Source organism: Dactylosporangium sp. CA-139066, assembly GCF_050936175.1.
GTDB lineage: Bacteria > Actinomycetota > Actinomycetes > Mycobacteriales > Micromonosporaceae > Dactylosporangium.
The window spans coordinates 2,051,648-2,073,528 of record NZ_JBNJNH010000002.1 but is presented as its reverse complement, the minus strand read 5'-3'; the positions used below and the strand labels follow the sequence as shown (position 1 = coordinate 2,073,528).

At 72.7% G+C, this 21,881-nt stretch carries 22 protein-coding genes; 10 read left to right on the top strand and 12 right to left on the bottom strand.

The window, feature by feature from the left end:
- The first annotated feature begins 98 nt into the window (after positions 1-98).
- From ACQEVU_RS54305 to ACQEVU_RS54295, 3 genes are all read left to right on the top strand, one after another.
- Complete coding sequence (locus ACQEVU_RS54305; protein WP_433338907.1) at positions 99-854, top strand: SDR family oxidoreductase; 756 nt, start codon at positions 99-101, stop codon at positions 852-854.
- Positions 851-1,624 carry a class I SAM-dependent methyltransferase gene (locus ACQEVU_RS54300; RefSeq protein WP_433338905.1) on the top strand — a complete coding sequence of 258 codons (774 nt, stop codon included), beginning with the start codon at positions 851-853 and terminating at the stop codon, positions 1,622-1,624. The genes ACQEVU_RS54305 and ACQEVU_RS54300 overlap by 4 nt, the downstream gene beginning before the upstream one ends.
- A 678-nt stretch (positions 1,625-2,302) precedes the next feature.
- Positions 2,303-3,061, top strand: coding sequence for a maleylpyruvate isomerase family mycothiol-dependent enzyme (locus tag ACQEVU_RS54295; RefSeq protein ID WP_433338903.1), 759 nt, complete (start codon positions 2,303-2,305; stop codon positions 3,059-3,061).
- Positions 3,062-3,337: 276 nt separating this feature from the next.
- Here ACQEVU_RS54295 and ACQEVU_RS54290 read toward each other — a convergent pair whose 3' ends face one another.
- The 3 genes from ACQEVU_RS54290 to ACQEVU_RS54280 are packed head-to-tail and all read right to left on the bottom strand — an operon-like array spanning position 3,338 to position 6,010.
- Positions 3,338-4,168, bottom strand: a complete 831-nt coding sequence (locus ACQEVU_RS54290) for an EI24 domain-containing protein (protein ID WP_433338901.1) — start codon at positions 4,166-4,168, stop codon at positions 3,338-3,340.
- Positions 4,169-4,178: 10 nt separating this feature from the next.
- Positions 4,179-4,835, bottom strand: coding sequence for a response regulator (locus ACQEVU_RS54285; RefSeq protein ID WP_433338899.1), 657 nt, complete (start codon positions 4,833-4,835; stop codon positions 4,179-4,181).
- Entirely contained in the window at positions 4,832-6,010 is a 1,179-nt protein-coding gene (locus ACQEVU_RS54280) for a sensor histidine kinase (protein WP_433338897.1), read from the bottom strand. Before ACQEVU_RS54280 ends, ACQEVU_RS54285 begins: the two co-directional genes overlap by 4 nt.
- A gap of 111 nt (positions 6,011-6,121) precedes the next feature.
- On the opposite strand from ACQEVU_RS54280, the gene ACQEVU_RS54275 reads away from it, so the two are divergent.
- Complete coding sequence (locus ACQEVU_RS54275; protein ID WP_433338895.1) at positions 6,122-6,469, top strand: hypothetical protein; 348 nt, start codon at positions 6,122-6,124, stop codon at positions 6,467-6,469.
- 238 nt (positions 6,470-6,707) lie between these two features.
- Here ACQEVU_RS54275 and ACQEVU_RS54270 read toward each other — a convergent pair whose 3' ends face one another.
- Positions 6,708-8,666, bottom strand: a complete 1,959-nt coding sequence (locus ACQEVU_RS54270; protein WP_433339765.1) for an ATP-dependent DNA helicase — start codon at positions 8,664-8,666, stop codon at positions 6,708-6,710.
- Between the two features lie 123 nt (positions 8,667-8,789).
- Between ACQEVU_RS54270 and ACQEVU_RS54265 the strand changes: the two genes are divergently transcribed.
- The gene (locus ACQEVU_RS54265; RefSeq protein WP_433338893.1) at positions 8,790-9,290 is read left to right on the top strand and encodes a DUF402 domain-containing protein; all 501 of its coding nucleotides are present in this window, start codon (positions 8,790-8,792) and stop codon (positions 9,288-9,290) included.
- On the opposite strand, the gene sigJ is transcribed toward ACQEVU_RS54265, so the two are convergent.
- Entirely contained in the window at positions 9,273-10,148 is an 876-nt protein-coding gene (sigJ, locus tag ACQEVU_RS54260; RefSeq protein WP_433338891.1) for an RNA polymerase sigma factor SigJ, read from the bottom strand. The genes ACQEVU_RS54265 and sigJ overlap by 18 nt on opposite strands.
- 41 nt (positions 10,149-10,189) lie before the next feature.
- Between sigJ and ACQEVU_RS54255 the strand changes: the two genes are divergently transcribed.
- From ACQEVU_RS54255 to ACQEVU_RS54245, 3 genes are all read left to right on the top strand, one after another.
- Positions 10,190-11,179 (top strand): hypothetical protein, encoded by a 990-nt coding sequence (locus ACQEVU_RS54255; protein WP_433338889.1) that lies wholly within the window; start codon positions 10,190-10,192, stop codon positions 11,177-11,179.
- A 107-nt stretch (positions 11,180-11,286) separates the two neighbouring features.
- Positions 11,287-11,913 (top strand): DUF47 domain-containing protein, encoded by a 627-nt coding sequence (locus tag ACQEVU_RS54250; RefSeq protein WP_433338887.1) that lies wholly within the window; start codon positions 11,287-11,289, stop codon positions 11,911-11,913.
- A gap of 2 nt (positions 11,914-11,915) precedes the next feature.
- Positions 11,916-12,932, top strand: coding sequence for an anion permease (locus tag ACQEVU_RS54245; protein ID WP_433339764.1), 1,017 nt, complete (start codon positions 11,916-11,918; stop codon positions 12,930-12,932).
- A 4-nt stretch (positions 12,933-12,936) separates the two neighbouring features.
- Here ACQEVU_RS54245 and ACQEVU_RS54240 read toward each other — a convergent pair whose 3' ends face one another.
- Genes ACQEVU_RS54240 through ACQEVU_RS54230 form a run of 3 tightly spaced genes read right to left on the bottom strand, consistent with a single transcriptional unit; the run spans position 12,937 to position 16,546 of the window.
- Positions 12,937-15,168 carry a M91 family zinc metallopeptidase gene (locus ACQEVU_RS54240; RefSeq protein ID WP_433338885.1) on the bottom strand — a complete coding sequence of 744 codons (2,232 nt, stop codon included), beginning with the start codon at positions 15,166-15,168 and terminating at the stop codon, positions 12,937-12,939.
- Between the two features lie 24 nt (positions 15,169-15,192).
- Positions 15,193-15,519, bottom strand: coding sequence for a hypothetical protein (locus tag ACQEVU_RS54235; protein WP_433338883.1), 327 nt, complete (start codon positions 15,517-15,519; stop codon positions 15,193-15,195).
- Between the two features lie 49 nt (positions 15,520-15,568).
- Positions 15,569-16,546, bottom strand: coding sequence for a Gfo/Idh/MocA family protein (locus tag ACQEVU_RS54230; RefSeq protein ID WP_433338881.1), 978 nt, complete (start codon positions 16,544-16,546; stop codon positions 15,569-15,571).
- A gap of 18 nt (positions 16,547-16,564) precedes the next feature.
- Between ACQEVU_RS54230 and ACQEVU_RS54225 the strand changes: the two genes are divergently transcribed.
- Together ACQEVU_RS54225 and ACQEVU_RS54220 are read left to right on the top strand one after the other, a co-directional pair.
- Positions 16,565-17,005, top strand: a complete 441-nt coding sequence (locus ACQEVU_RS54225; protein ID WP_433338879.1) for a hypothetical protein — start codon at positions 16,565-16,567, stop codon at positions 17,003-17,005.
- Between the two features lie 26 nt (positions 17,006-17,031).
- Positions 17,032-17,799 (top strand): NUDIX hydrolase, encoded by a 768-nt coding sequence (locus ACQEVU_RS54220; RefSeq protein WP_433338877.1) that lies wholly within the window; start codon positions 17,032-17,034, stop codon positions 17,797-17,799.
- 16 nt (positions 17,800-17,815) lie between these two features.
- Here ACQEVU_RS54220 and pstB read toward each other — a convergent pair whose 3' ends face one another.
- The 4 genes from pstB to pstS all read right to left on the bottom strand — a co-directional run bounded on the left by pstB (position 17,816) and on the right by pstS (position 21,829).
- Complete coding sequence (pstB, locus tag ACQEVU_RS54215; protein ID WP_433055832.1) at positions 17,816-18,592, bottom strand: phosphate ABC transporter ATP-binding protein PstB; 777 nt, start codon at positions 18,590-18,592, stop codon at positions 17,816-17,818.
- Positions 18,593-18,609: 17 nt separating this feature from the next.
- Entirely contained in the window at positions 18,610-19,698 is a 1,089-nt protein-coding gene (pstA, locus tag ACQEVU_RS54210) for a phosphate ABC transporter permease PstA (RefSeq protein ID WP_433338875.1), read from the bottom strand.
- Positions 19,698-20,603, bottom strand: a complete 906-nt coding sequence (pstC, locus tag ACQEVU_RS54205) for a phosphate ABC transporter permease subunit PstC (protein WP_433338873.1) — start codon at positions 20,601-20,603, stop codon at positions 19,698-19,700. The genes pstA and pstC overlap by 1 nt, the downstream gene beginning before the upstream one ends.
- Positions 20,604-20,701: 98 nt before the next feature.
- Positions 20,702-21,829, bottom strand: a complete 1,128-nt coding sequence (gene pstS / locus ACQEVU_RS54200; protein ID WP_433338871.1) for a phosphate ABC transporter substrate-binding protein PstS — start codon at positions 21,827-21,829, stop codon at positions 20,702-20,704.
- Positions 21,830-21,881 lie beyond the last annotated feature (52 nt).

Below are 21,881 nucleotides of genomic sequence, written 5' to 3'. Positions count from 1 at the left end.
TTACATTCTCCCAACCGTCCATGTTCCCTCGCCCGCGGCCGTCTACCCACCGTTGCGTTGGTCACTGCGCCGCGGGCAACATCGTGCAGGATGGCCACATGTCTACTCGTATCGCCGTGGTCACCGGCGCCTCCAGCGGCATCGGGGCCGCCACCGCCCGCCGGTTGGACGCCGAGGGCTTCCACGTCGTCGCCGTCGCCCGCCGCGAGGACCGGCTCAAGGACCTCGTCGCCGGGCTCTCCTCGGCCACCGCGGTGGTGGCCGACGTGACCTCCGACGCGTCCGTCGCCGCCCTGGCCGAGGCCGTGGGCGCGCTGGACGGCACGGTCGAGCTCCTGGTCAACAACGCCGGCGGGGCGATCGGCGCCGAGACGGTCGAGCAGGCCGACCTGAACGACTGGCAGTGGATGTTCGACGTCAACGTGCTCGGCACCGTCCGGGTCACCAAGGCCCTGCTGCCGCTGCTGGAGCGCTCGGGCCGGGCCACGATCGTGGTGCTGAGCTCCACCGCGGGGCTGATCGTGTACGAGGGCGGCGGCGGATACACGGCGGCCAAGCACGCCCAGACCGCCGTGGCCGAGACGCTGCGCCTCGAGCTCAACGGCCGCCCGATCCGGGTCGTCGAGATCGACCCCGGCATGGTGCGCACCGACGAGTTCGCGCTCAAGCGCTTCGAGGGCGACGCGCAGAAGGCCGCCGCCGTGTACGCCGGCGTCGCCGAGCCCCTCGTGGCCGAGGACATCGCCGACTGCATCGCCTGGACCGCGACCCGCCCGCACCACGTCAACATCGACCGGCTCGTGGTCCGCCCCCTCGCCCAGGCCGCCCAGCACAAGGTCCATCGCGTGCTGTGAAGCCCATCGGGTCGATCACGCGGGGCACGACCAACCCCAACCGTCTCCGCCGGGTCGACAACTGGATCGCCGCGACGCTCGGCGCGCGGCTGCGCCGGGCGCCGGACCCGCTCGTGGTCGACCTGGGCTACGGCGCTTCGCCGATCACGACGATCGAGCTGCACGCCCGCCTGGGCGTGCCGGTCGTCGGCCTCGAGATCGACCCGGACCGGGTGGCCGCCGCCCGCCCCTACGCCCGCCCCGGCCTCGACTTCCGCCTCGGCGGCTTCGAGCTGGCCGGCCTGCGCCCCACGCTCGTGCGCGCCTTCAACGTCCTGCGCCAGTACGACGAGGCCGACGTACCCGCGGCCTGGTCCGCGATGACCGCCACGGGCGCGCTGCTCGTCGAGGGCACGTGCGACGAGCTCGGCCGCCTGGCCGCGTGGGTGCTCGTCTCCCCCGCCGGCCCGCGCACCCTGACCCTGGCCGCCCGCCTGGCCACACTCGACACGCCCGGCACCCTGGCCGAACGCCTGCCGAAGGCGCTCATCCACCACAACGTGCCCGGCGAGCGCATCCACGCCTTCCTGTCCGCCCTGGACGCCGGCTGGCGAGCGGCGGCCCCACTGTCGGTCTTCGGTCCGCGCCAGCGCTGGCGCCGTTGCGTCGAGTCGGCCATCGAGGCGGGATGGCCGATCGTGGACCGCCCGTCCCGCTGGCGCCTGGGCGAGGTGACGCTCCCCTACGCCGCAATCGACCCCGCTGTTCCGGATATGTCCGCCACTTCGTGACGGACATATCCGACATTTCGTATATGCACGTTTGCTCGCCGCGCACGGCCGCTGCCTCCGCCGCGAACCCTCGCGCCGGCGCCCGGTCGTGCCTGTTCAGGGGCAGGCTCGCGGTCGTGCCTGTTCAGGGGCAGGCTCGCGGTCGCGCCTGTTCAGGGGCAGGCTCGCGGTCGCGCCTGTTCAGGGGCAGGCTCGCGGTCGCGCCTGTTCAGGGGCAGGCTCGCGGTCGCGCCTGTTCAGGGGCAGGCTCGCGGTCGCGCCTGTTCAGGGGCAGGCTCGCGGTCGCGCCTGTTCAGACTCGCGGTCGCGCCTGCCCACGCTCGCGGTCGCGCCTCCCCAGGCTCGCGCGAAGCGCGGAAGCGGGCCGGCGGTGCGCTGCGGCCGAACGTCCGCCACAGTGCCCCCGGGTGGGTCGCGCGGCCCGCGCAGACCCGCGTGACGAAACGGGGAGCATGGCGGGCGCGGCAGGGACATCCGCCACGGGCCCGGTGGGTCGACCGGGGCCGGGAAACGGGCACGAGCGGCGGCCGCGGCCGAGGCGGCCGCCATGGCCCGGTGGGTCGACCGCGGCCGGGAACAGGCACGAGCGGCGGCCGCGGCCGAGGCGGCCGCCATGGCCCGGTGGGTCGCGGCCGCGCGGACCGCGCCGGCAACCGCATTGCCCTAATCTTGATGGCTATGAGCAAGCCTCAGCTCACCAAGGACATCTGGCTGGCCGCCCTCCGCACCGAGGGGGACGCATTCCGCGCCGCCCTCAACAGCGGGACCCCCATCGACGCGCCGGTGCCGAGTTGTCCGGGCTGGAGCCTTGGCGAGCTCGCGTGGCATTTGAGCCTGGTATATACGTACGTCACCGGACACGTCGCCCGCGGTGTGCTCGACCGGCCCGAAGCGCGGCGCACCGACCCGCTGCCGGAAGGGGTGGACGCGGTCTCGGCCTGGACCGACGCGTTCACCGAGCTCGTGGCGACCCTCGACGCCGTCAACCCCGACCTGCCGGCCTGGAACTTCGCGCCACAGGCCAAGAAGGCGTCGTTCTGGCACCGGCGGATGGCCCACGAGACGGCGATCCACCGGTGGGACGCGCAGATGGCCGGCGGCCTCGCCGAGCCGATCGAGGCGCGGCTCGCCAGCGACAACGTCACCGAGGTGCTCGACAGCTGGCTGCCCTCGGGCCGGCGCAGCGGGCCCGACGACCGGGCCGGGATGATCGCGCTGCACGCCACGGACGTCGACCAGGTCTGGTACGTCCGCCTCCGCGGCGCCGGCATCGCCCTGCTCGACACCGACACCCTGCTCGACGACGACGATCACCGCGAGCGCGCGACGGCGAGCGGCCCGGCCAGCGACCTGGCCCTGGCGCTGTGGGGCCGCGTGCCCTTCGACACGCTCCTCGTCAGCGGCGACGCGACCCTGCTCCGAGGCCTGCTGGCGTAGCGACGCCGACGAGACTCACCGGCGCCGCGACACCAAACGAGGCAGCTCGGGACGGGGCTTGCTGGCACGGCGACACCAACGAGACTGACCGACACAACGGCGCGGACGACGCCGACACGGCGGGCGCGCACGACGCCGGCACGGCGGGCGCGCACGACGCCGGCACGGCGGGCGCGCACGACGCCGGCACGGCGGGCGCGCACGACGCCGGCACGGCGGGCGCGCACGACGCCGGCACGGCGGGCGCGCACGAGGCCGGCACGGCGGGCGCGGTGCCTACGAGGCCGGACGGCCGAGCAGCGGCGCCGGGCCGGGGCCCCGATCGGCCACCGGCGGCAGCGGGTCGATGTTGAGGCCCAGCAGCCGACGGGTCATGAGCGTGGCGCCGGAGACCGCGGCCGGCACGACGACGATCGCCACCACCGGCAGCAGCAGGACCAGGAACACCGGGATGCCGAAGCCGAGCGCCATCGACCGGTTGGCCCGCAGGATCTTGCGCCGGTCGCGCAGCCGCAGGCCCCGCCGGTTGAACGGGATGCCGGTCAGTTCGACGGTGATCAGCCAGCCGCCGACGATCGCGTTGAGCACCGGGACCACCGTCTGGCCCACGATCGGGATGAAGCCGAGCAGGAACAGCGGGATCGCCAGCATGATGCCGAGCGTGATCAGCCGGATGGAGTCCACGAGGTTGGGCCACAATGTGCGGTACCACGGAAGGTTGACCGCGCCGGGTGTGCCGCCCAGCCCCTCCTCGATGCGCTCGGAGATGACCTCGTAGAACGGGTCGCCGATGAGCAGCGTCAGCGCGGTGAACGTGAGGGCCGAGATCAGCGCGGCCACCACGAGCACGCCGGCGCCCGCCCCGAACTCGACCACCTTGCGCAGCCCGTCGGACCAGTCGTCGGCGAACCAGGTCATCGCCGAGGCGATCTCGTCGATATAGATGATCAGGAACGCCCAGGCGACGGCGAACAGCGCGAACGTGATCACCGCCGGAATGGCGCCGAGCAGCAGCAGGCGCGGGTTGGCGCCATACCGCTTGAAGCCCCGGCCCAGCAGCCGCAGCCCCATGCCGAATTCCGACCCCGCCGACCTGACCTGTCCCACAGGCGGCAGCCTACCGGTGATCCGCCAGCCCGTGGCGGTACGCATAGGCGACCGCCTGTGCCCGGTCCCGCGCATCGATCTTGGCCAGCAGGTGGTTGATGTGGCTCTTGACGGTGCCCTCGCTGATGAACAGCCGGCCGGCGATCTCGGCGTTGGACAGCCCCGCGGCGACGAGGCGCAGCACCTCGGCCTCCCGCGGCGTGAGCCCGTCGGGCGGCGGGCCGGACGGCGCGGCAACGGCGCCGGGCTGCGCGATGGCGTTGAGCAGATGGTGTTGTACCGCGGGATCGATCGCCGCCCCGTCGTCCAGGACCCGCTCGAGCGCCTCGCGGATCTCCTCCCCGCCGGCCTCCTTCGTCAGGTAGCCGCGCGCGCCGGCCCGCAGCGCCTCGAGGACCGAGCGGTCGTCGGAGTACGTGGTGAGCACGATCACCCGCACGCCCGGCACGCGCTCCCGCAGCCGGCGGGTGGCCTCGACCCCGTCGCAGCGCGGCATGCGCAGGTCCATGAGCACGATGTCGGGTCGCAGCCGCTCGGCCAGCGTCACCGCCTCGTCGCCGTCGGCCGCCGCCCCGACCACCTCCACGTCGGCGAGCAGCCCGAGGACGAGCGACAGGCCCTCCCGGACGACCCGCTGGTCGTCGGCCAGGAGCACGCGGATGGTCACGCCGGCACCCTAAGCTCCACCCGGAAGCCGGTCGCGGTCGGGGCCGCGGCCAGCGAGCCGCCGAGCAGCTCGGCGCGCTCGCGCATGCCGGTCAGGCCGTAGCCCACGCCCGGCACGGGCACCGGCGGCGGCTCGCCGAAGTCCTCCACGGTCAGGTGGACGGCGTCGTCGCCGTACGAGAGCCGGACCGCGACCCGCGACGGCCGCGCGTGGCGGGCCGCGTTGGTCAGGGCCTCCTGGGCGACGCGGTACACGGCCAGCTGCGCCGGCGACGGCAGCGGCCGCTCCGGCCCCTCCTGGTCGAACGCGCACGGCACGCCGTGGTCGCGGGCGAAGCCGGCGGTGAGCTCGGACAGGCTCGGCAGCTCGGCGTCGCGCAGCAGCCCGATCGCCCGGCGCGCCTCGTCGAGCCCGGCCCGCCCGAGCTGCTGGGCCCGCTCGATCGCGACCGGCAGCCGCGGGTCGCCCGGCTCGCGCACGGCGAGCATGCGGGCGCCCTCCAGCTGCAGCATCAGCCCCGACAGCGAGTGGGCGAGCACGTCGTGCATCTCGCGGGCCAGCCACTGCCGCTCGGCCAGCCGGGCCGCCTCGGCCTGCGCCGCGCGCCCCCGCTCGAGCTCCTCGACCAGCCGCTCGGCCTGCTGGTTGGCCTCGCCGAGCCGCATGGCGAAGACGAGCATGCCGTAGAACGCCCCGACCATGACGGCGTCGAGGAGGGCCGAGGTCAGCGAGCCGTTGCGGGCCGAGGTGATCACCACGGCGATCAGCACCAGCGCGACGACCGTGATCGGGATCGAGATGTGCCAGCGCAGCAGGGGCGCCAGGAACGAGATGCCGACGAAGATGCCGGCCACCCCGACCCCGTCGGGTTGCAGCCACACCAGCGCGATCGAGGCGGCGAGCAGCCCGCCGACGAACGCGGCGTGCAGCGGCAGGCGGCGACCGCTCACGGTGAGCACGACGCCGGCGCCGCACAGCACGAACGCGGCCAGCGCGATCAGCACCGGCCGCCCCGCCCCGCTCAGCGCCGGCGCGGGCGTGGTCGTCCACGCCCCCCACACGACCACCGCCATGACGAGCGGCGCGAGCGGGCGCAGCCAGCGGATCACCGCGGCGCGCTGCGCCCGCCCCGCGTCGAGGGCGGCCAGCGCGGGGGTGCTCTCCTCAGCGGCCATGAAGCCATTCAACGCGCCTACATGGCCGGGCACATCTAACCGGGGTTGGAGACGCGGGTTCTACCTTGGCGCCGATGCGTTGAGAGGCCGGTCGCGGCCAGCCTTGAGGCCATGCGAACGCCACGAATCCTCACCGCGGGCTACCTCGCCCTGAGCCTGCTGACCCTCGCCGTGATCATTGCGCTGCACCACCACGCCGACATCGTGAACCCCGCGGTGTGGATCCGCGGCACGATCGTCGTCGCGAGCGCCGCGCTGACGAACGTCTTCGCGCTGCGCGGCGACGTACGCCGCCTGCGCATCGTCTCGATCGTGATGGTGACCGCGATCGCGATCATCGTCGCGCTCCCCGGCCCGTTCCCGCTGTGGCTGAAGATCGAGCAGGTCGCGTGCGGCCTGCTGCTGCTCGGCACGGTCCTGACCCTCCCCCGCCGCCGGCGCCGCGACCGGACCGCCTGAGAAACCCGGGTCCCGCGCGCCGGCCACGCAACACGGGCCGGCGCGGACGCGACGACGCAGCGCGGCGCACAACGCGCCGCGGGCGCCACAAAGGCGGCGCGGAACGTGAGCGGGCTCGACCGCGTTCAGCCATAGCGCCACATGGCCCGCGCGGCCGCACGACGGGGGCGACCGAACGGCGCGGGCGAGCGCGGCCGCACGGTGAAGCCCGCGCGCGGCCCGGCCCCAGTGCAGCGGGCTACGACGAGGCGAGGCGGCGCAGGGCGCCGCGGACGACGTCGGGCTTGGTGGTGTACCAGAACGGGGGCAGCGACTTGCGCAGGAACGGCCCATAGCTGGTCGCATGCTCCAGGCGCGAGTCGAGCACCGCCACCACGCCCTTGTCGCCGCGCGACCGGATCAGGCGGCCGACGCCCTGGGCCAGGCGCACGGCGGCGATCGGGACGCTCACCGCGGCGAAGCCCGAGCCGCCGGCCGCCTGCACCGCGTCGGAGCGGGCGGCCGACAGCGGCTCGTCGGGGCGCGGGAACGGCAGGCGGTCGATGATGACGAGCTGGCACGCGTCGCCGGGCACGTCGACGCCCTGCCACAGCGACATCACGCCGAGCAGGCAGCTGTTGCGGTCCTGGCGGAACTTGCGGACCAGGATCGGCAGCGCCTCCTCGCCCTGCAGCAGGATCGTGATGCCGGGTGTGCGGGCCCGCAGCACCTCGGCCGCGCGCTCGGCGGCCTTGCGGGAGGAGAACAGGCCCAGCGCCCGGCCGCCGAGGGCCTGCACCAGCTCGACCATCTCGTTGGCGGCCGGCTCGGACAGGCCCGACGTCTGCGGCTTGGGCAGGTGCGCGGCGACGTAGAGGATGCCCTGCTTGGCGTAGTCGAACGGCGAGCCGACGTCGAGCGAGGTCCAGGCCAGGCCGGCGGTGTCGCGCGCCTCGTCGGCCCGCACCACGGCCTCGCGGGCCTCCTCGGCCGGCGTGCCGGCGGGCGCGGGGCGCTCGACGGCGACCGGCAGGCCGAGCGAGCGGGCGACGGTGTCGAACTGCCCGCCGAGCGCCAGCGTCGCCGAGGTGGCCACGACCGTGCGCTCGCTGAACAGGTGGGTGCTCAGCGTGCCGGCGACCGACAGCGGCGCGATCACGACCGCGCGCCGGCCCCGCTCGTCGCGCTCGACCCAGGTCACGTCGTGCTCGGCGTTGGCGATCATGCGCTGGGCGATCTTCGTCAGGTCGGCGACCATCGTGCGGGCCTGCTGCTTGCGCACCGGGTCGGCGTCGTCGGCGCGCACCTCGCCGATCGCCTCGACCGCCTTGCGGCCGCCGCCGTCGAGCAGGGTGAGGGCCTCCAGCAGCACGTCGGGCAGCGCGCCGACGACCCGGCCGGCCGGCACCTCGGCCAGGGCCACGGTGAGCACGTCGCCGGCCTCCATGAGCCGGTCGGCGACCTCGTCGTCGACATAGGGGCGGCACCGGCGGGCGGCCCGCTCCAGCAGCTCGGGGGTCAGCTCGGCCTGCGACGCGGAGCTGACCCGGTCGGCGAGCTCGTGCGCCTCGTCGACGACCAGCAGCTCGTGCGGCGGGATGATCTGCCGGCCGGTGAGCATGTCGACGGCGAGCAGGCTGTGGTTGGTGACCACGATGTCGGCCTCGCGGGCCCGGGAGCGGCTCAACTCGGCGAAGCACTCGGCGCCGTAGGGGCAGCGCTGCGCGCCGACGCACTCGCGGGCCGGCATCGACACGAGCTTCCAGGCCGCGTCGTCGACCCCGGGGTCGAGCTCGTCGCGGTCGCCGGTCTCGGTCTCCATCGCCCAGTCGCGCAGCCGGTCGATGTGCTTGCCGAGCCGGCCGGCCTCGCCGAGCCACTTCGTTGGCTTCGCCTCGCCGACGTCGAACAGCCCGTCTTCGGGCTCCTCGGCCGCCGTGCCCTCGAGCCGGGCCAGGCAGACGTAGTGGTGGCGGCCCTTGAGCACCGCGAACGTGGGCCGGCGGCCGAGCATCGGCTCGACGGCGTCGGCCAGGCGCGGCAGGTCGTGGTCGACGAGCTGCGACTGCAGGGCGAGGGTGGCGGTCGAGACGACCACCGGGCCCTCGACGAGGAGGGAGGGCACCAGGTAGGCCAGCGACTTCCCGGTCCCCGTCCCCGCCTGGACGAGCAGATGCTCCTCCCGCTCGACCGCCGTCGAGATCGCCCGGGCCATCATCTGCTGGCCGGGGCGCTCGGCGCCGTCGGGCACGGCGCCGACGGCGACGCCGAGGAGGTCGACCACATCCAGTGCTCTCACGTCCGAGCACGCTACCCCTCGCGTACGACAGAATCTTTCCCCATGAAGCGTGTCCGGGTGGTCTGGCGGAAGTTCGACGGGGCACTGCACTGGAACTACGAGACCGACCTGCTCGGCGAGGACGAGCACGGCATCTGGCTCGGCGCGCGGACCGGCACGCCCGTGCACCGCGGCACCACCTCGACGGGCCCCGTCGAGTCCCCGCACGTTCTGCTCTTCCCCCGCCGGGCGTGGTGGACGGCGTGCTTCAACGCCACGCCCCACCGCACGGAGATCTACTGCGACATCACGTCGGTGGCCCACTGGCCGAGTGAGACCGAGGTCACCGCGATCGACCTCGACCTCGACGTGATCCGCCGCCGCACCGGCGAGGTCATCCTGGCCGACGAGGACGAGTTCGCGGTACACCAGGTCCGCTACGGCTACCCCGCCGACGTCATCGCCGAGGCCCAGGCCAGCGCCGACTGGCTCCTGTCGGCCGTCGGGGACCGGCTGGAGCCCTTCGGCTCGGCGTACCACCGCTGGCTAGAGCTCGTCGCCTAGCTTCTGCGGGTTGAGCTGGTTGTAGATGCCCGTGATCAGCCCCTCGGGGGACACCGCGAGCACGGTGACGCCGACCGGGCCGGTCCCGCGCACGACCACGCCGACGTCGCCGTTGACCAGCGCCGGCTCGACCGTCCAGCCGTAGCGCTCGGCCCGCCGGGCCAGGCCGATGATGAAGCGGGCCACCGCGTCGGCGCCGACCACCGGGCGCCGGCCGGCCGACACCAGGCCGCCGCCGTCGCCGATCGCCACGACGTCGGGCGCGAGCACCTTGAGCAGCCCGGCGAGGTCCCCGTCCTGCGCGGCGGCGGTGAAGGCGGCGAGCACCTCGGCCTGCCGGGCGCGGTCGGTGGTGTGCCGCCGCTCGCCCGCCGCGACCGCCCGACGGGCCCGCGAGGCCAGCTGCCGGGCATTTTCCGCGGTGGTACCAAGGGTGCCGGCCACATCCGCGAAGGGCACCCCGAAGACGTCGTGCAGCACGAACGCGACTCGCTGCTCCGGGGTCAGCGCGTCCAGGACGACGAGCAGCGCGAAGCTGACGCTCTCGGCCAGCGCCACCTTCTCGCCCGGGTCGGCGCCCTCGTCGGGCAGCCGTTCGACCAGCGGCTCCGGCAGCCACGGCCCGACGTACGCCTCCCGCCGCACCCGCGCCGAGCGCAGCTGGTCCAGGCAGAGCCGCCCGATCACCGTGGTCAGCCAGGCGCGCAGGTCGGCCACGCCGGAGGTATCCGCGGCCTGGTACCGCAGCCAGGCCTCCTGCACCGCGTCCTCCGCGTCGGCCCGGCGGCCGAGCATCCGGTACGCCACGCCGAACAGGTGCCCGCGGTGCTCGAAAAACGCATCGGTCACACGCCCCATTCAACCAGCGTGCGAAATGAGCGTTAAGTACCATTTTGTCCATGGATAACGCCCTGGCCACCGTCGCCGCCGGGCTCGTGGGGCTGGCGGGCAGCGGGGCCCTCGCAGCGGGCGTCGCCGCGCGCGTGCGCCGGGGCCGGCCCTACCTCGCCGCCGGCCTGTACGTGGCGCTCGACGGCCCGGTCGACCCCGCCGCCACCGCCGCCCGCGCCGGGTACGCCGGCGTCGAGGTCGGCGTGCGCGTCGACACCGACACCACCGCGCCGACGCTGCGGCTGACCTGCGCCATGCCGCCCGGCGAGCCGGCCCCCACGTTCGACCAGGCGGTGCTGACGCCGCTGGCCACGCGGGTCGCCGGCAACCCGCTGGGCCGCGTGCACCCGCGCCGCGCCGAGCCGTTCCTGCTGCTGGTGCGGGCCGAGCCGGAGCCCGACCCGGAGACCGGCGCGGTGCGCGCGACCGGCCGGGAGTACGACACGCTCGACCGCCTGCTGCGCCCGCACGCCGCGATCCTCACGACCTTCCTCGGCGGGCGGGTCGTCCCCGGCGCCATCACCGTCGTGCTCACCGGCCCGCACTGGTCGAGGGCCGACCTGCTGGGCGCCTATGAGCGGTACGCCTTCCTGGAGGGCCGCTTCTCGGACCTGGAGCCGGGCGGACTGCCGGTCGGCGTCGCGCCGATGGTCACCGGGCCGCTGGCCGCCCGGCTGGGCTGGGACGGCCACGAGGAGTGGCCGGAGTTCCCGGCCGAGGCGCGGCACATCATCCGCTCGCTGGTGCGCGCGGCGCACGCCGGCGGCCGGAAGATCCGCTTCGTCGACGTCCCCGAGGGCCCCCGCCGCGTGCGCAATGCCTTCTGGCGCGAGTTGCGCGCGGCCGAGGTCGACGTGATCGGCAGCCGCCACCGGTCCGCGCTCGCCCGGTTCCTGCGCCGGCCGGCGCAGCGCACCTACAAGCACCGCGCGGCGCCGGTCCGGTACGCCCCGGAGCGCGCCGCCGAGCAAGTTGAATCATGGGTGAACGGGAGATGAACGACCAGCTCACAAGGGACCTCGGTGCGGCGATCGCAGGTGAAGGGTCTTAGCATTCTCGCTTTGAGAGATCCCCCCGGCTCCCGGCTGATGTTTTGAGGTCAACTGTGCGGTTCAGGCTGCGTCCAAGCGACGATTCGTTCTACGAGCTGTTCAGTCGCGCGGCCAAGAACCTCGTCCGAGGCACGGACCTGCTCTCCGAGCTCGCGGTGCCCGGGGTCGACGTGCAGTCCGTGAGCGAGCGGCTGGTCGAGGTCGAGCACGACAGCGACGCGATCACGCACGAGCTCTACAAGAAGATCAACTCGAGCTTCATCACGCCGTTCGACCGCGAGGACATCTACCGGCTCGGCTCGCAGCTCGACGACGTCATGGACCACCTGGAGGCGGTCGGCAGCCTGCTGTACCTCTACGGCCTCACCAAGCTGCCCTCCCTCCCCCGCGAGATCCACGAGATCGTCAAGGTGCTCGACCAGCAGTCCCGGCTCACCGCCGACGCCATGCCGCGGCTCAAGTCGATGAAGGACCTGGAGCAGTACTGGGTGGAGTGCAACCGCCTCGAGAACGAGGGCGACAACGCCTACCGGATGTCGCTGGTGCGCCTGTTCTCCGGCGAGTACGACGCGCTCACGGTGCTCAAGATGAAGGAGGTCGTCGACGAGCTGGAGGCGGCCTGCGATGCCTTCGAGCACGTGGCGAACACGGTCGAGACCATCGTGGTCAAGGAGTCCTAGCCATCAGCTCCGAGCTCATCGCCGTCATCGCCGTCATCCTGGTAGCTCTGGTCTTCGACTACACCAACGGCTTTCACGACGCCGCCAACGCCATCGCCACGTCGGTCTCGACCCGCGCGCTCACTCCGCGGGTCGGCCTGATCATGGCCGCCGCCGGCAACTTCCTCGGCGCCCACCTCGGCGGCCACGTCGCCGCGACCGTCGGCGGCGGGATCATCGACCCGCCGGTCGGCCTGACCGGCCTCGGCATCGTGTTCGCCGGCGTCGTCGGCGGCATCGTGTGGAACCTCCTCACGTGGTGGCGCGGCCTGCCCTCCTCGTCCTCGCACGCCCTCTTCGGCGGCCTGGTCGGCGCCGCCCTGTGCGCCGCCTGGCTCGGCGCCGACGCTCACGTGCTGTGGTCGGGCATTGTGGACAAGGTCGTCGTGCCGATGGTCGCCTCGCCGATGGTCGGCTTCCTCCTCGGCGGCGCCTTCATGGTGGCCCTCATGTGGCTGTTCCGCCGCGGCAACCCGCGCCGGCTCAACCGGGGCTTCCGCCGCGCCCAGACCGTGTCGGCCGCCGCGATGGCGATCGGCCACGGCATGCAGGACGCGGCGAAGACGATGGGCATCATCGTCCTGGCCCTGTACGCCGGCGGCTTCCAGAGCACGAAGACGCACATCCCGGAGTGGGTCTTCCTGGCCTGCTCGACGGTCCTGGCCCTGGGCACCTACTCCGGCGGCTGGCGCATCATCCGCACCCTCGGCCGCAAGGTGATCGACCTGGACCCGCCGCAGGGCTTCGCGGCCGAGACGGTCGCCGCCGGCGTGCTCTTCACGACCTCCCAGCTGGGCCTGCCGATCTCGACGACGCACAGCATCACCTCGGCCATCATGGGCGTGGGCGCGACGAAGCGCCTGTCGGCCGTGCGCTGGCAGGTGGCCGGCAACATCGTCATCGGCTGGGTGCTGACCTTCCCCGGTGCCGCCCTGATCGCGGTGCTCACCTACCTGCCGGCGCACTGGCTGTTCTCCTGACCACCTACCGGTAGCTGGTCCGCGCCTCGAGCCCCATCTCGGCCCGCAGCGCGTTCTCGGTGAGATCGGCCGGGTGATCCGGGTCGAGCCGCTCCGGCGTGCCCGGATCGCCGTCGTCGTCGATCGCCAGCCCGACGGCCTTCCGCTCGAGGTTGGACACGCCGTCGTCCTGCGTGGACGGGTGCGTGTAGGGCCGTGTGTCCACCCCGCCGTGCTCGTAGTCGTAGATGTGCGCCATCTCGTGGAACAGCACCGCCACGGGCGGCGTCTGCGCGCCCGGCGACCGGCCGGTCCAGGCCAGGTCGGTCCAGGCCGGGTTGTAGCTGATGACCCGGTCCGCCGTCGCGAACCCGTTGTCCACCGCGATCGGCTCGATGCGCAGGTCCTGACCGCGCAGCGCGGTGAGCATCTCGCGCCCCTCCGGCGACGCGGCCAGCAGCGCCAGGTCGGCCTTCACCCGCGCCTGGTACTCCGCGTCCCCGCCGATCTTGATGAACCCGGTCAGATCGTCGCCGCCGGCCTCCGTCGCGGTCATCCGCTCGATGCCCGACAGGCCGCCGGCGTCGTCGCCCTGCCCGTAGAGCGTGTCGCGCCCGTCGCCGCCGAGCACCACGTCGTGGCCGTCGCCGGAGTAGACGACATCGTCACCCGAACCGCCGATGATCTCGTCGTCGCCGCCGCCCCCGGAGAGCACGTCGGCTCCGCCGCCGCCGTCGACGATGTCGCCGCCGGCGCCGCCTTCCAGGTAGTCGTCTCCGGCGCCGCCGTCGATCACGTCGTCGCCGTCGAGCCCGTAGAGCGTGTCGTTGCCATCGTCGCCGTTCAGGAGATCGCCGCCCGCGCCGCCGTCGAGGTAGTCGTTGCCCTCGCCGCCGTGCAACGAGTCCTCGCCGTCGCGGCCGTACAGCGTGTCGTGCCCGGCCTCGCCGTCCATCCAGTCGTCGCCCGCGCCGCCGTCCAGGTGGTCGTCACCGTCGCCGCCCAGGACCACGTCGCGATCGCCGCCGCCGTCCAGGCGATCGTTCCCGGCGCCGCCGAGCAGCGTGTCCTCGCCGGCGCCGCCCTCGAGGTGATCGTCGCTGTCGCCGCCGGACAGCAGGTCCGCGCCGTCGCCGCCATACAGCTCGTCGGCGCCGGCCCCGCCGTCCAGCACGTCCTCGCCCGCGCCGCCGTCGAAGCGGTCGATGCCGGCCGAGGCGCCGAACATCAGGTCCCGGCCGGCGCCGCCGTCGGCATGGTCGTTGCCGAAGCTGCCCCACAGCCGGTCGTCGCCGTCGCCGAGGTCGGCCACCTCCTCGACGCCCAGGTGCGTGATGCCGCCATCACCGAGCAGGCCCAGGCTGACCCGGTCGTCGCCGGCCCCGGCGTGGACGGTGTCCAGCCCGGCGCCGGCGATCAGCGTGTCGCCGCCCGCGCCGCCGTCGAGCCGGTCGTCGCCGTCGCCGCCGAGCACCGTGACGCCGTGCTCGCCCTGCACCGTCACGGCGTCGGCGCCGGCTCCGGTGCGCAGGACGAGCGTCGCCCCCGCCGGGATGGCCAGCCGCACACCGCCGACGGTCACGGAGCCGTCGTCGACCGTCACCTGGTCGTCGCCGGCCCCGGTCTGCACGACGAACTTCCCGTCGACCAGCCGCGCATCGAAGCCGGTCGCGGGCGGCGGCGACCAGCTGACCGCCGCGCCCGTCATCTCCGGCAGCGCGGCCTGGCCCGGCTGCTGCCAGGCGTCGCGCGCCCGGGCGAGCGCCGCCTCATGCTGCCTCAGGCCGCGCTCGATGTCGGAGCGGATGTCGCCGGCTTCGGCGATCGCGGCCCGGACGGCCTCGACCTGCCCGGCATCGGCCGGCCGGAATATCACCGTCGCGCTGCCGCCCTGGTGTGCGACCGCATCGCACACCCGGGCGAAGGCGTCCCCGAGCTGCTCCCGGCCGCGGCGCAGCACGGCCGCCGCACCGTCGAACGCGGCCGAGGTGTCGTATGCGGCCCGGGACATCTCGTCCAGGTTCTCGGCGATGCGCCGGTAGTGCCGCCGGTAGGACGCCGCGGCCTCGCCGTCCCACGCGCCGCCGAGCACCGGCGCCGCGGAGTGGTCAAGGGTGGAGAGGGCCGTCAGTGCGCTCGAACCGACCGCCCACCAGGCCTGCGCCGCCCGGGCGAGCACGTCCGGCTGGGCCTCCAGTTCCCACACGTTGTCCACGATGACCGGTTCGTACTCGACCTCGATCTTGTCTGTTCCCACGTTTCGCACCCCCGTGCTTTCCCGCTACAGCTGCGCGCCGCGCGCGCCGCCCATGCCCTCGGCCGCCATCCGGTCCGCCGCGGCGTAGGCGAACGCGGCCTGCAGCAGCTTGTCGGCGTCCGCCTCGAGGATCTGTGCGTGCACATACACCGCCAGCCGGGCATCGGACTGCAGCCGATCGGCGACGCCGGCGAGCGGGCCGGACGCCGCGGTGTTGCCGAAGGCGCCGGACGGCGGCATCAGGTCGCGGACGCTGTGGCGGTAGTCGTTGCCGAGCTCGTCCGCGGCCGTCAGGGCGGCGTCGGCCAGCCTGATCAGCGCGTCCGGCTCGGCCCGGATCTCTTCAGTCACACGGCGGACAGTAGCGAGGCCGGGACGCTACGTCCGTCCCGTTCAGCCCTCAGCTCGAATAGTCAAGTCCGATAATTCCGGAAACTTCCGCCAAAACGCGCAGAATTCCGAGCGTCTCGTCGAGCGGCACCAGCGGGCTCTCCAGCAGGCCCTCGCGCAGGCAGCGGTGCACCTCGGCGGCCTCGAACTGGTACCCCCGCCCCTCGTACGGCAGCTCGAAGACGGAGGCCTCCCCGTCGCGCCACAGCGTGAAGCCGGTCGGATGGAAGAAGTCGCGCTCGACCTCGAGGCGCCCGAGCGTGCCGGTGACCGCGCCCCGCCGCGGGGTGTCGCCGAGCAGCGAGCAGGTCAGCGCGGCGACCCCGCCGCCGTCGTAGCCGAAGAGCATGCCGGTGTTCTCGTCGACGCCGCCGGCGCTCATCCGCGCCCACGCCGACACCGCCGCCGGGGCGCCGAGGAACAGGTGGGCGAACGTGACCGGGTAGATGCCCACGTCGTAGAGGGCACCGCCGCCCAGGCGCCGGTCGCGCAGCCGGGAGGTCTCCGGGAACGGGCCCTGCATGCCGAAATCGGCGTGCACCGACACCGGCTCGCCGATGGCGCCGTCGCGGACCAGTTCGGCCATCCGCCGGATCGCCGGGATGCAGCGCATCCACATGGCCTCCATGAGGAACACGCCGCCGGCGCGGGCGGCCTCGATCAGCGCCTCCGTCTCGGCGACCGCGAGGGTGAACGGCTTCTCGCACAGCGTCGCCTTGCCGGCCTGCAGGGCGAGCAGCGCGGCCTCGTAGTGCGCGCTGTGCGGGGTGGCGATGTAGATCGCGTCCACGTCCGGGTCCTCGACCAGGGCCCGCCACGAGCCGTGCGCCCGGGCCGCGCCGTGGGCGGCCGCAAAACGCTCCGCGGACTCGGTACTGCGAGACCCGACCGCGGCCAGCTCGGCATCCGGCAGCAGTCGGAGGTCCTCGGCGAACGTGGCGGCGATGGAGCCGGTCGACAGGATGCCCCAGCGGATGCGATCGGTCATGAGACGTAGCTTAGGCAGGTGACCTTCAACGATGACGACGGCCCGGACGCGGCCCACCGCCGGCCGGAGGGCGTGACGGACGAGACGGTCGAGGCGCTCGGCAAGCTCAGCGAGGCGCTGGAGACCGTCGAACGGGCCCGCGGCCGCCTCTACGACCTGCACCAGCTCATCGGGCACGCCGACCTGATGCTCGACGATGCGGTGGCCCTGCTGCGCAGCGCCGGCCACGGCGACTTCGCCGACCGCGTGCAGCGGGACCTGGTCGGGCGCAACGTGATCGCCGGCCGGTGGACGTTCCAGCTGGTCGAGGACTTCGACGACGGGTACTACGCGCTGTTCCGCGAGCTGGACCGGGCCGCCCGCGACCAATTCGCGCAGGGCCGCCGGCACCTGTTCGAGGCCGAGATGAAGGAGCGCCGGCGCACCCACGGCCGCCCGGGGCACGAAGCTACTCCCTGATCGGGCGAAACCCGTAGGTTGGGCTGATGGTCGAGTTCAAGCTGCCGCCCGCGCTGGCCGAACAGGCGCGGGCCTTCGCCGAGCGCGGCGGCGTCCCCGTGCAACCCCGCCTGGCCAGCACCGTGGTGCTGCTGCGCGAGCCGTTCGAGGCGTACCTGCTGCGGCGGGTCGCCACGATGGCGTTCGCGGCGTCGATGTACGTCTTCCCGGGCGGCGGCGTCGACCCGCGCGACGCGGCGGTCCACCCCGGGTGGGCCGGGCCGTCGCCGGCGGAGTGGGCGGCGCGGCTGCACCTCGACGAGTCGGTCGCGCGCTCGGTCGTGTGCGCGGCGGTCCGCGAGGTGTTCGAGGAGTCCGGCGTACTGCTGGCCGGACCGGACGCGGACACCGTGGTCGGCGACGTGAGCGGGCCGGACTGGGAAGAGGCGCGGCTGGCGCTCATCGCGCGGGAGCTGGGCTTCGCCGAGTTCCTCAGCCGCAACGGCCTGGTGCTGCGCAGCGACCTGCTGGCGGCGTGGTCGCGCTGGATCACGCCGGAGTTCGAGCCCCGGCGCTTCGACACGTACTTCTTCGTGGCCGTCCTGCCGAAGGGGCAGGTGCCGCGGGACGTCGGCGGGGAGGCCGACGACACCGTGTGGTGCGCGCCGGGCGAGGCCGCCGACGGGCGTTACACGATGCTGCCGCCCACGCAGTACACCCTGCTGGAACTGGCCGGCGCGGGCGGCATCGACGCGGTCCTGGCGGCGGCGCCGGCCCGGAATCCGGCCGACGCCATCCGCCCAACCGCTGACTGACGGGTGAGCCGAAGGCTTAACCGAAGCGGCCCGTGATGTAGTCCTCGGTCTTCTTCACCGAGGGGTTGGTGAAGATCTTCGCGGTGTCGTCGTACTCGATGAGCCGGCCCGGCTCGCCGGTCTTGTCGATCGAGAAGAACCCGGTGCGGTCGGAGACGCGGGCCGCCTGCTGCATGTTGTGCGTCACGATCACGATCGTGTACTGGTTCTTGAGCTCGGTGATCAGGTCCTCGATCGCGAGCGTCGAGATCGGGTCGAGGGCCGAGCAGGGCTCGTCCATCAGCACGACCTGCGGCTCGACCGCGATCGTCCGGGCGATGCACAGCCGCTGCTGCTGACCGCCGGACAGGCCCGCGCCGGGGCGGCCCAGCCGGTCCTTGACCTCGTTCCAGAGGTTGGCGCTGCGCAGCGCCTTCTCGGCGACCTCTTCCAGCACCGACTTCTTGCGCACGCCGTTGAGGCGCAGGCCGGCGACGACGTTCTCGAAGATCGACATCGTCGGGAACGGGTTGGGCCGCTGGAACACCATGCCGATCATGCGGCGCACGGCCGTGACGTCGACGTCGCGGTCGTAGATGTTCTGCCCGTCGATGAGGAGCTGACCCTCGATCCGCGCGTTGGGCAGCACCTCGTGCATCCGGTTGATGGACCGCAGGAAGGTGGACTTGCCGCAGCCCGACGGACCGATCAGCGCGGTGACCGACTTGGGCTCGATCGTCATCGACACCGAGTCGATCGCCTTGAACGAGCCGTAATACGACGTGACGCCGTGGGCTTCGATTCTCTTAGCCATGGGGGGCGCTCCAGTGATTATCGGGCGAGCTTGTTACGGCGGGCGAGCAGCTTCGCCGCGACGGTCAGAGCCAGGACGAGCACGACCAGGGTGAGAGCCGCCGTCCAGGAACGCCCGGGCGCGAACTCCGAGGCGGCGCCGGCCTGCTGGTACACGAACAGCGACAGCGACGACTGGTTGCCGTCGAACAGGTTGAAGTTGATCGCGTCGGCGCCGCCGGCGACGAGCAGGACGGGGGCGGTCTCACCGCAGGCGCGGGCCACCGCCAGCATGACACCGGTGACGATGCCGGGGCCGGCGGTCGGCAGCACGATGCTGGTGATCGTCTTCCACTTCGGCACCCCGAGCGCGTAGGAGCCCTCCCGCAGCGCCGTCGGCACCAGCCGCAGCATCTCCTCGCTGGAGCGCACCACGGTCGGGAGCATGAGCACGCTGAGCGACAGGCCGGCGGCCAGGCCCGAGTAGTGCGGGTGGCCGTCGGAGCTGTACAGCGGCGTGATCGTGAACACCCAGAACGACAGGATGAACAGACCGGCGACGATCGACGGGATGCCGGTCATGACGTCGACGAAGAAGCGGATCGCGCCCGAGAGCCAGCCGCGGCCGTACTCGACGATGTAGACCGCGCCCAGGATGCCCAGCGGCACCGTGATGAGCGTCGCGATGCCCGCCTGCTCCAGCGTGCCGATGATCGCGTGGTACGCACCACCGTTGGAGTCGAACGCGGTGATGTTGTTCATCGACGTGTTGAAGAAGTTGGCGTCCAGCCGCGAGCTGCCCTTGCTCAGCAGCGTGAACACCACCGACAGCAGCGGCAGCAGGGCGAGGATGAAGGCGCCGTAGATGAGCACCGTGGCCATGCGGTTGCGGGCCGACCGGCCGCCCTCGACGAACGCCGCCGCGACCCCCATGAGGATCACGAACAGGATCGCCGCGACGACGCCGGTGAGCACCATGCCGCCGGCGCCGGTGAGGTTGATCAGGACGAACGACAGGGCGATCGCGCCCACCGCGACCGCCCACGGAGCCCAGTTGGGCAGCGTCTTCGCGCGCAGCTGGTGGGCGTCGGTCACGCCCAGGCCACGCACGGGGGTATCGACGGCCATTACGCAGCGCCTCCCACGAACTCACGACGCCGGTACACGATCGCGCGGGCGATCATGTTGACGACGAGCGTGATGACGAAGAGCACGAGACCCGAGGCGATCAGGGCGCTGCGACCGAAGTCGTTCGCCTCGCCGAAGCGGCTGGCGATGTTGGAGGCGATCGTCACGCCGTTGGGGCCGAGCAGGTCGAAGTTGACGTTGAAGACGGCACCGAGGGTGAGCGCCAGCGCGATCGTCTCGCCGAGCGCGCGGCCGAGGCCGAGCATGACCGACGCGATGATGCCGGCGCGGCCGTACGGCAGGACCGCGGTGCGGATCATCTCCCACTTGGTCGAGCCCAGCGCGAGTGCCGCCTCCTGGTTCTCCGGCGGCGTCTGCAGGAACACCTCGCGGGACAGCGAGGTCACGATCGGCAGGACCATGATCGCCAGCACGACGGAGCCCAGCAGGACGGACTTGCCGTAGGGCCCGTTGCTCCCGAAGATCGGCAGCCAGCCCGCCACGTCGTGCAGCCACTTCGACAGGTCGGTGATCGGCTCGAAGAAGTAGTCGCGACCCCAGAGGCCAAACACGACGCTGGGCACCGCCGCGAGCAGGTCGATGACGAAGCCCAGGATGCTCGCGACTCGCCGGTGCGCGTAGTGCGACAGGCACAGCGCGATGCCCAGGGCCACCGGCACCGCCAGCAGCAGCGCGATCGCCGCGGTCAGCACGGTGCCGAACGCGGTCGCCGCGATGCCGAACTTCGGCTGGTCGCCGTCGGTGAACCAGGCCTTGTAGGTGAAGAAGTTCTCGGTGTCCTTGCTGATCGCCGGGATGGCCTTGACGATCAGGAAGGCGGCGATCGCCGCGATGATGACGAGCACCATCGAGCCGGACGCGGTCGCGGCACCGCGGAAGAACATGTCACCGCTGAACCGCTTACGTGGCGGAAGACCGCCACCTCCGCCGGGCGAACCGGCGGAGGTGGAGGGCAGAGTCTGCTGGCTCAACGATGTTCCTGTCAGGCCAGGTTCTTGATCGCGGCGTCGACCTTGGTGCGGACGGTCTCGGGCAGCGGGGCGTAGCCCAGCTTGTCGAGGGTCGCCTGGCCGTCGGTGCTGACCGTGTAGCCCAGGAAGCCCTTGAGCAGCGCGAGCTTGGCCGCGTCGTTGCCCTTGCCGCAGACGATCTCGTAGGTGACCAGGACGATCGGGTAGGCACCCGCCGTGGTGGTCTTGTAGTCGATCGTCATCTTGAGGTCGTCACCGGTGCCGGTGATCTTCGCGCCCTCGATGGTCTTGCCGGCCGACTCGCCGGTCAGCGCGGTGTACTCACCGGCGCCGTTCTGGACCTTGGCAATCGACAGCGAGTTGGTCTTGGCGAAGGACAGCTCGACGTAGCCGATCGCACCGGCGGAGCGCTTGATCGCGGCCGACACGCCGTCCGACTTCTGCTCGCCCTGGCCGCCCGGGGCCTTCCACACCTTGTCGTGGCCGAAGGTCCACGAGGTCGGCGCGACGGAGGTCAGGTAGTTGGTGAAGTTGTCGGTGGTGCCCGACGAGTCACCGCGGTGCACCGCGAGGATCGGGGTCGACGGGAGCGTCGCGCTCGGGTTGTCGGCCTTGATCGCGGCGTCGTCCCAGGTCTTGATCGCGCCGGAGAAGATCTTGGCGATCGTGTCGGGCTTGAGCTGCAGGTCCTTGACGCCGTCGAGGTTGTAGGCGATCGCGATCGGGCCGGTCACCATCGGCAGGTTGATGGCCGAGTTGCCGGAGCCGCAGCGGGCGTTGGCCTTGGTGGCCTCGTCGCCGTCCTTCAGGGCGGAGTCCGAGCCGGCGAAGTCGGCGGTGCCGCCCTGGAAGGCGGTGATGCCGGCGCCGGACGCGGTGCCCTGGTAGTTGATCTTCGCGTCGCTGCACTTCGTCTGGTATGCCTTCACCCACTCGGCCATGGCGTTCGCCTGCGCGGTGGAGCCCTGAGCCGTAAGCGAGCCGCTCGCGCACGTGATGCCGCCGCCGGCGGGAGCGCCGCTGCCGGCACCGTTCGTCGCAGGCGCGGTGGGTTCGTTGTTGTCCGATCCGCACGCGGCGAGCGCGAGCGTCGCGGTGAGCGCGATGCCGGCGATGAGGCCGTGCCGCTTGAGGTTCACTGCGGTCCCTTCGTCGGGGATGTACCGAGGCTTCCGTTTCCTGGGGAGGTGT

What these genes read in the sequence shown, in the direction of transcription:
- ACQEVU_RS54305 (WP_433338907.1), top strand. Translation starts at nt 99, where the DNA reads ATGTCTACTCGTATCGCCGTGGTCACCGGCGCCTCCAGCGGCATCGGG.
- ACQEVU_RS54295 (WP_433338903.1), top strand. Translation starts at nt 2,303, where the DNA reads ATGAGCAAGCCTCAGCTCACCAAGGACATCTGGCTGGCCGCCCTCCGC.
- ACQEVU_RS54280 (WP_433338897.1), bottom strand. Translation starts at nt 6,010, where the DNA reads ATGGCCGCTGAGGAGAGCACCCCCGCGCTGGCCGCCCTCGACGCGGGG.
- ACQEVU_RS54275 (WP_433338895.1), top strand. Translation starts at nt 6,122, where the DNA reads ATGCGAACGCCACGAATCCTCACCGCGGGCTACCTCGCCCTGAGCCTG.
- ACQEVU_RS54270 (WP_433339765.1), bottom strand. Translation starts at nt 8,666, where the DNA reads ATGATGGCCCGGGCGATCTCGACGGCGGTCGAGCGGGAGGAGCATCTG.
- ACQEVU_RS54265 (WP_433338893.1), top strand. Translation starts at nt 8,790, where the DNA reads ATGAAGCGTGTCCGGGTGGTCTGGCGGAAGTTCGACGGGGCACTGCAC.
- sigJ (WP_433338891.1), bottom strand. Translation starts at nt 10,148, where the DNA reads ATGGGGCGTGTGACCGATGCGTTTTTCGAGCACCGCGGGCACCTGTTC.
- ACQEVU_RS54255 (WP_433338889.1), top strand. Translation starts at nt 10,190, where the DNA reads ATGGATAACGCCCTGGCCACCGTCGCCGCCGGGCTCGTGGGGCTGGCG.
- ACQEVU_RS54230 (WP_433338881.1), bottom strand. Translation starts at nt 16,546, where the DNA reads ATGACCGATCGCATCCGCTGGGGCATCCTGTCGACCGGCTCCATCGCC.
- ACQEVU_RS54220 (WP_433338877.1), top strand. Translation starts at nt 17,032, where the DNA reads ATGGTCGAGTTCAAGCTGCCGCCCGCGCTGGCCGAACAGGCGCGGGCC.
- pstB (WP_433055832.1), bottom strand. Translation starts at nt 18,592, where the DNA reads ATGGCTAAGAGAATCGAAGCCCACGGCGTCACGTCGTATTACGGCTCG.
- pstA (WP_433338875.1), bottom strand. Translation starts at nt 19,698, where the DNA reads ATGGCCGTCGATACCCCCGTGCGTGGCCTGGGCGTGACCGACGCCCAC.
- pstC (WP_433338873.1), bottom strand. Translation starts at nt 20,603, where the DNA reads ATGTTCTTCCGCGGTGCCGCGACCGCGTCCGGCTCGATGGTGCTCGTC.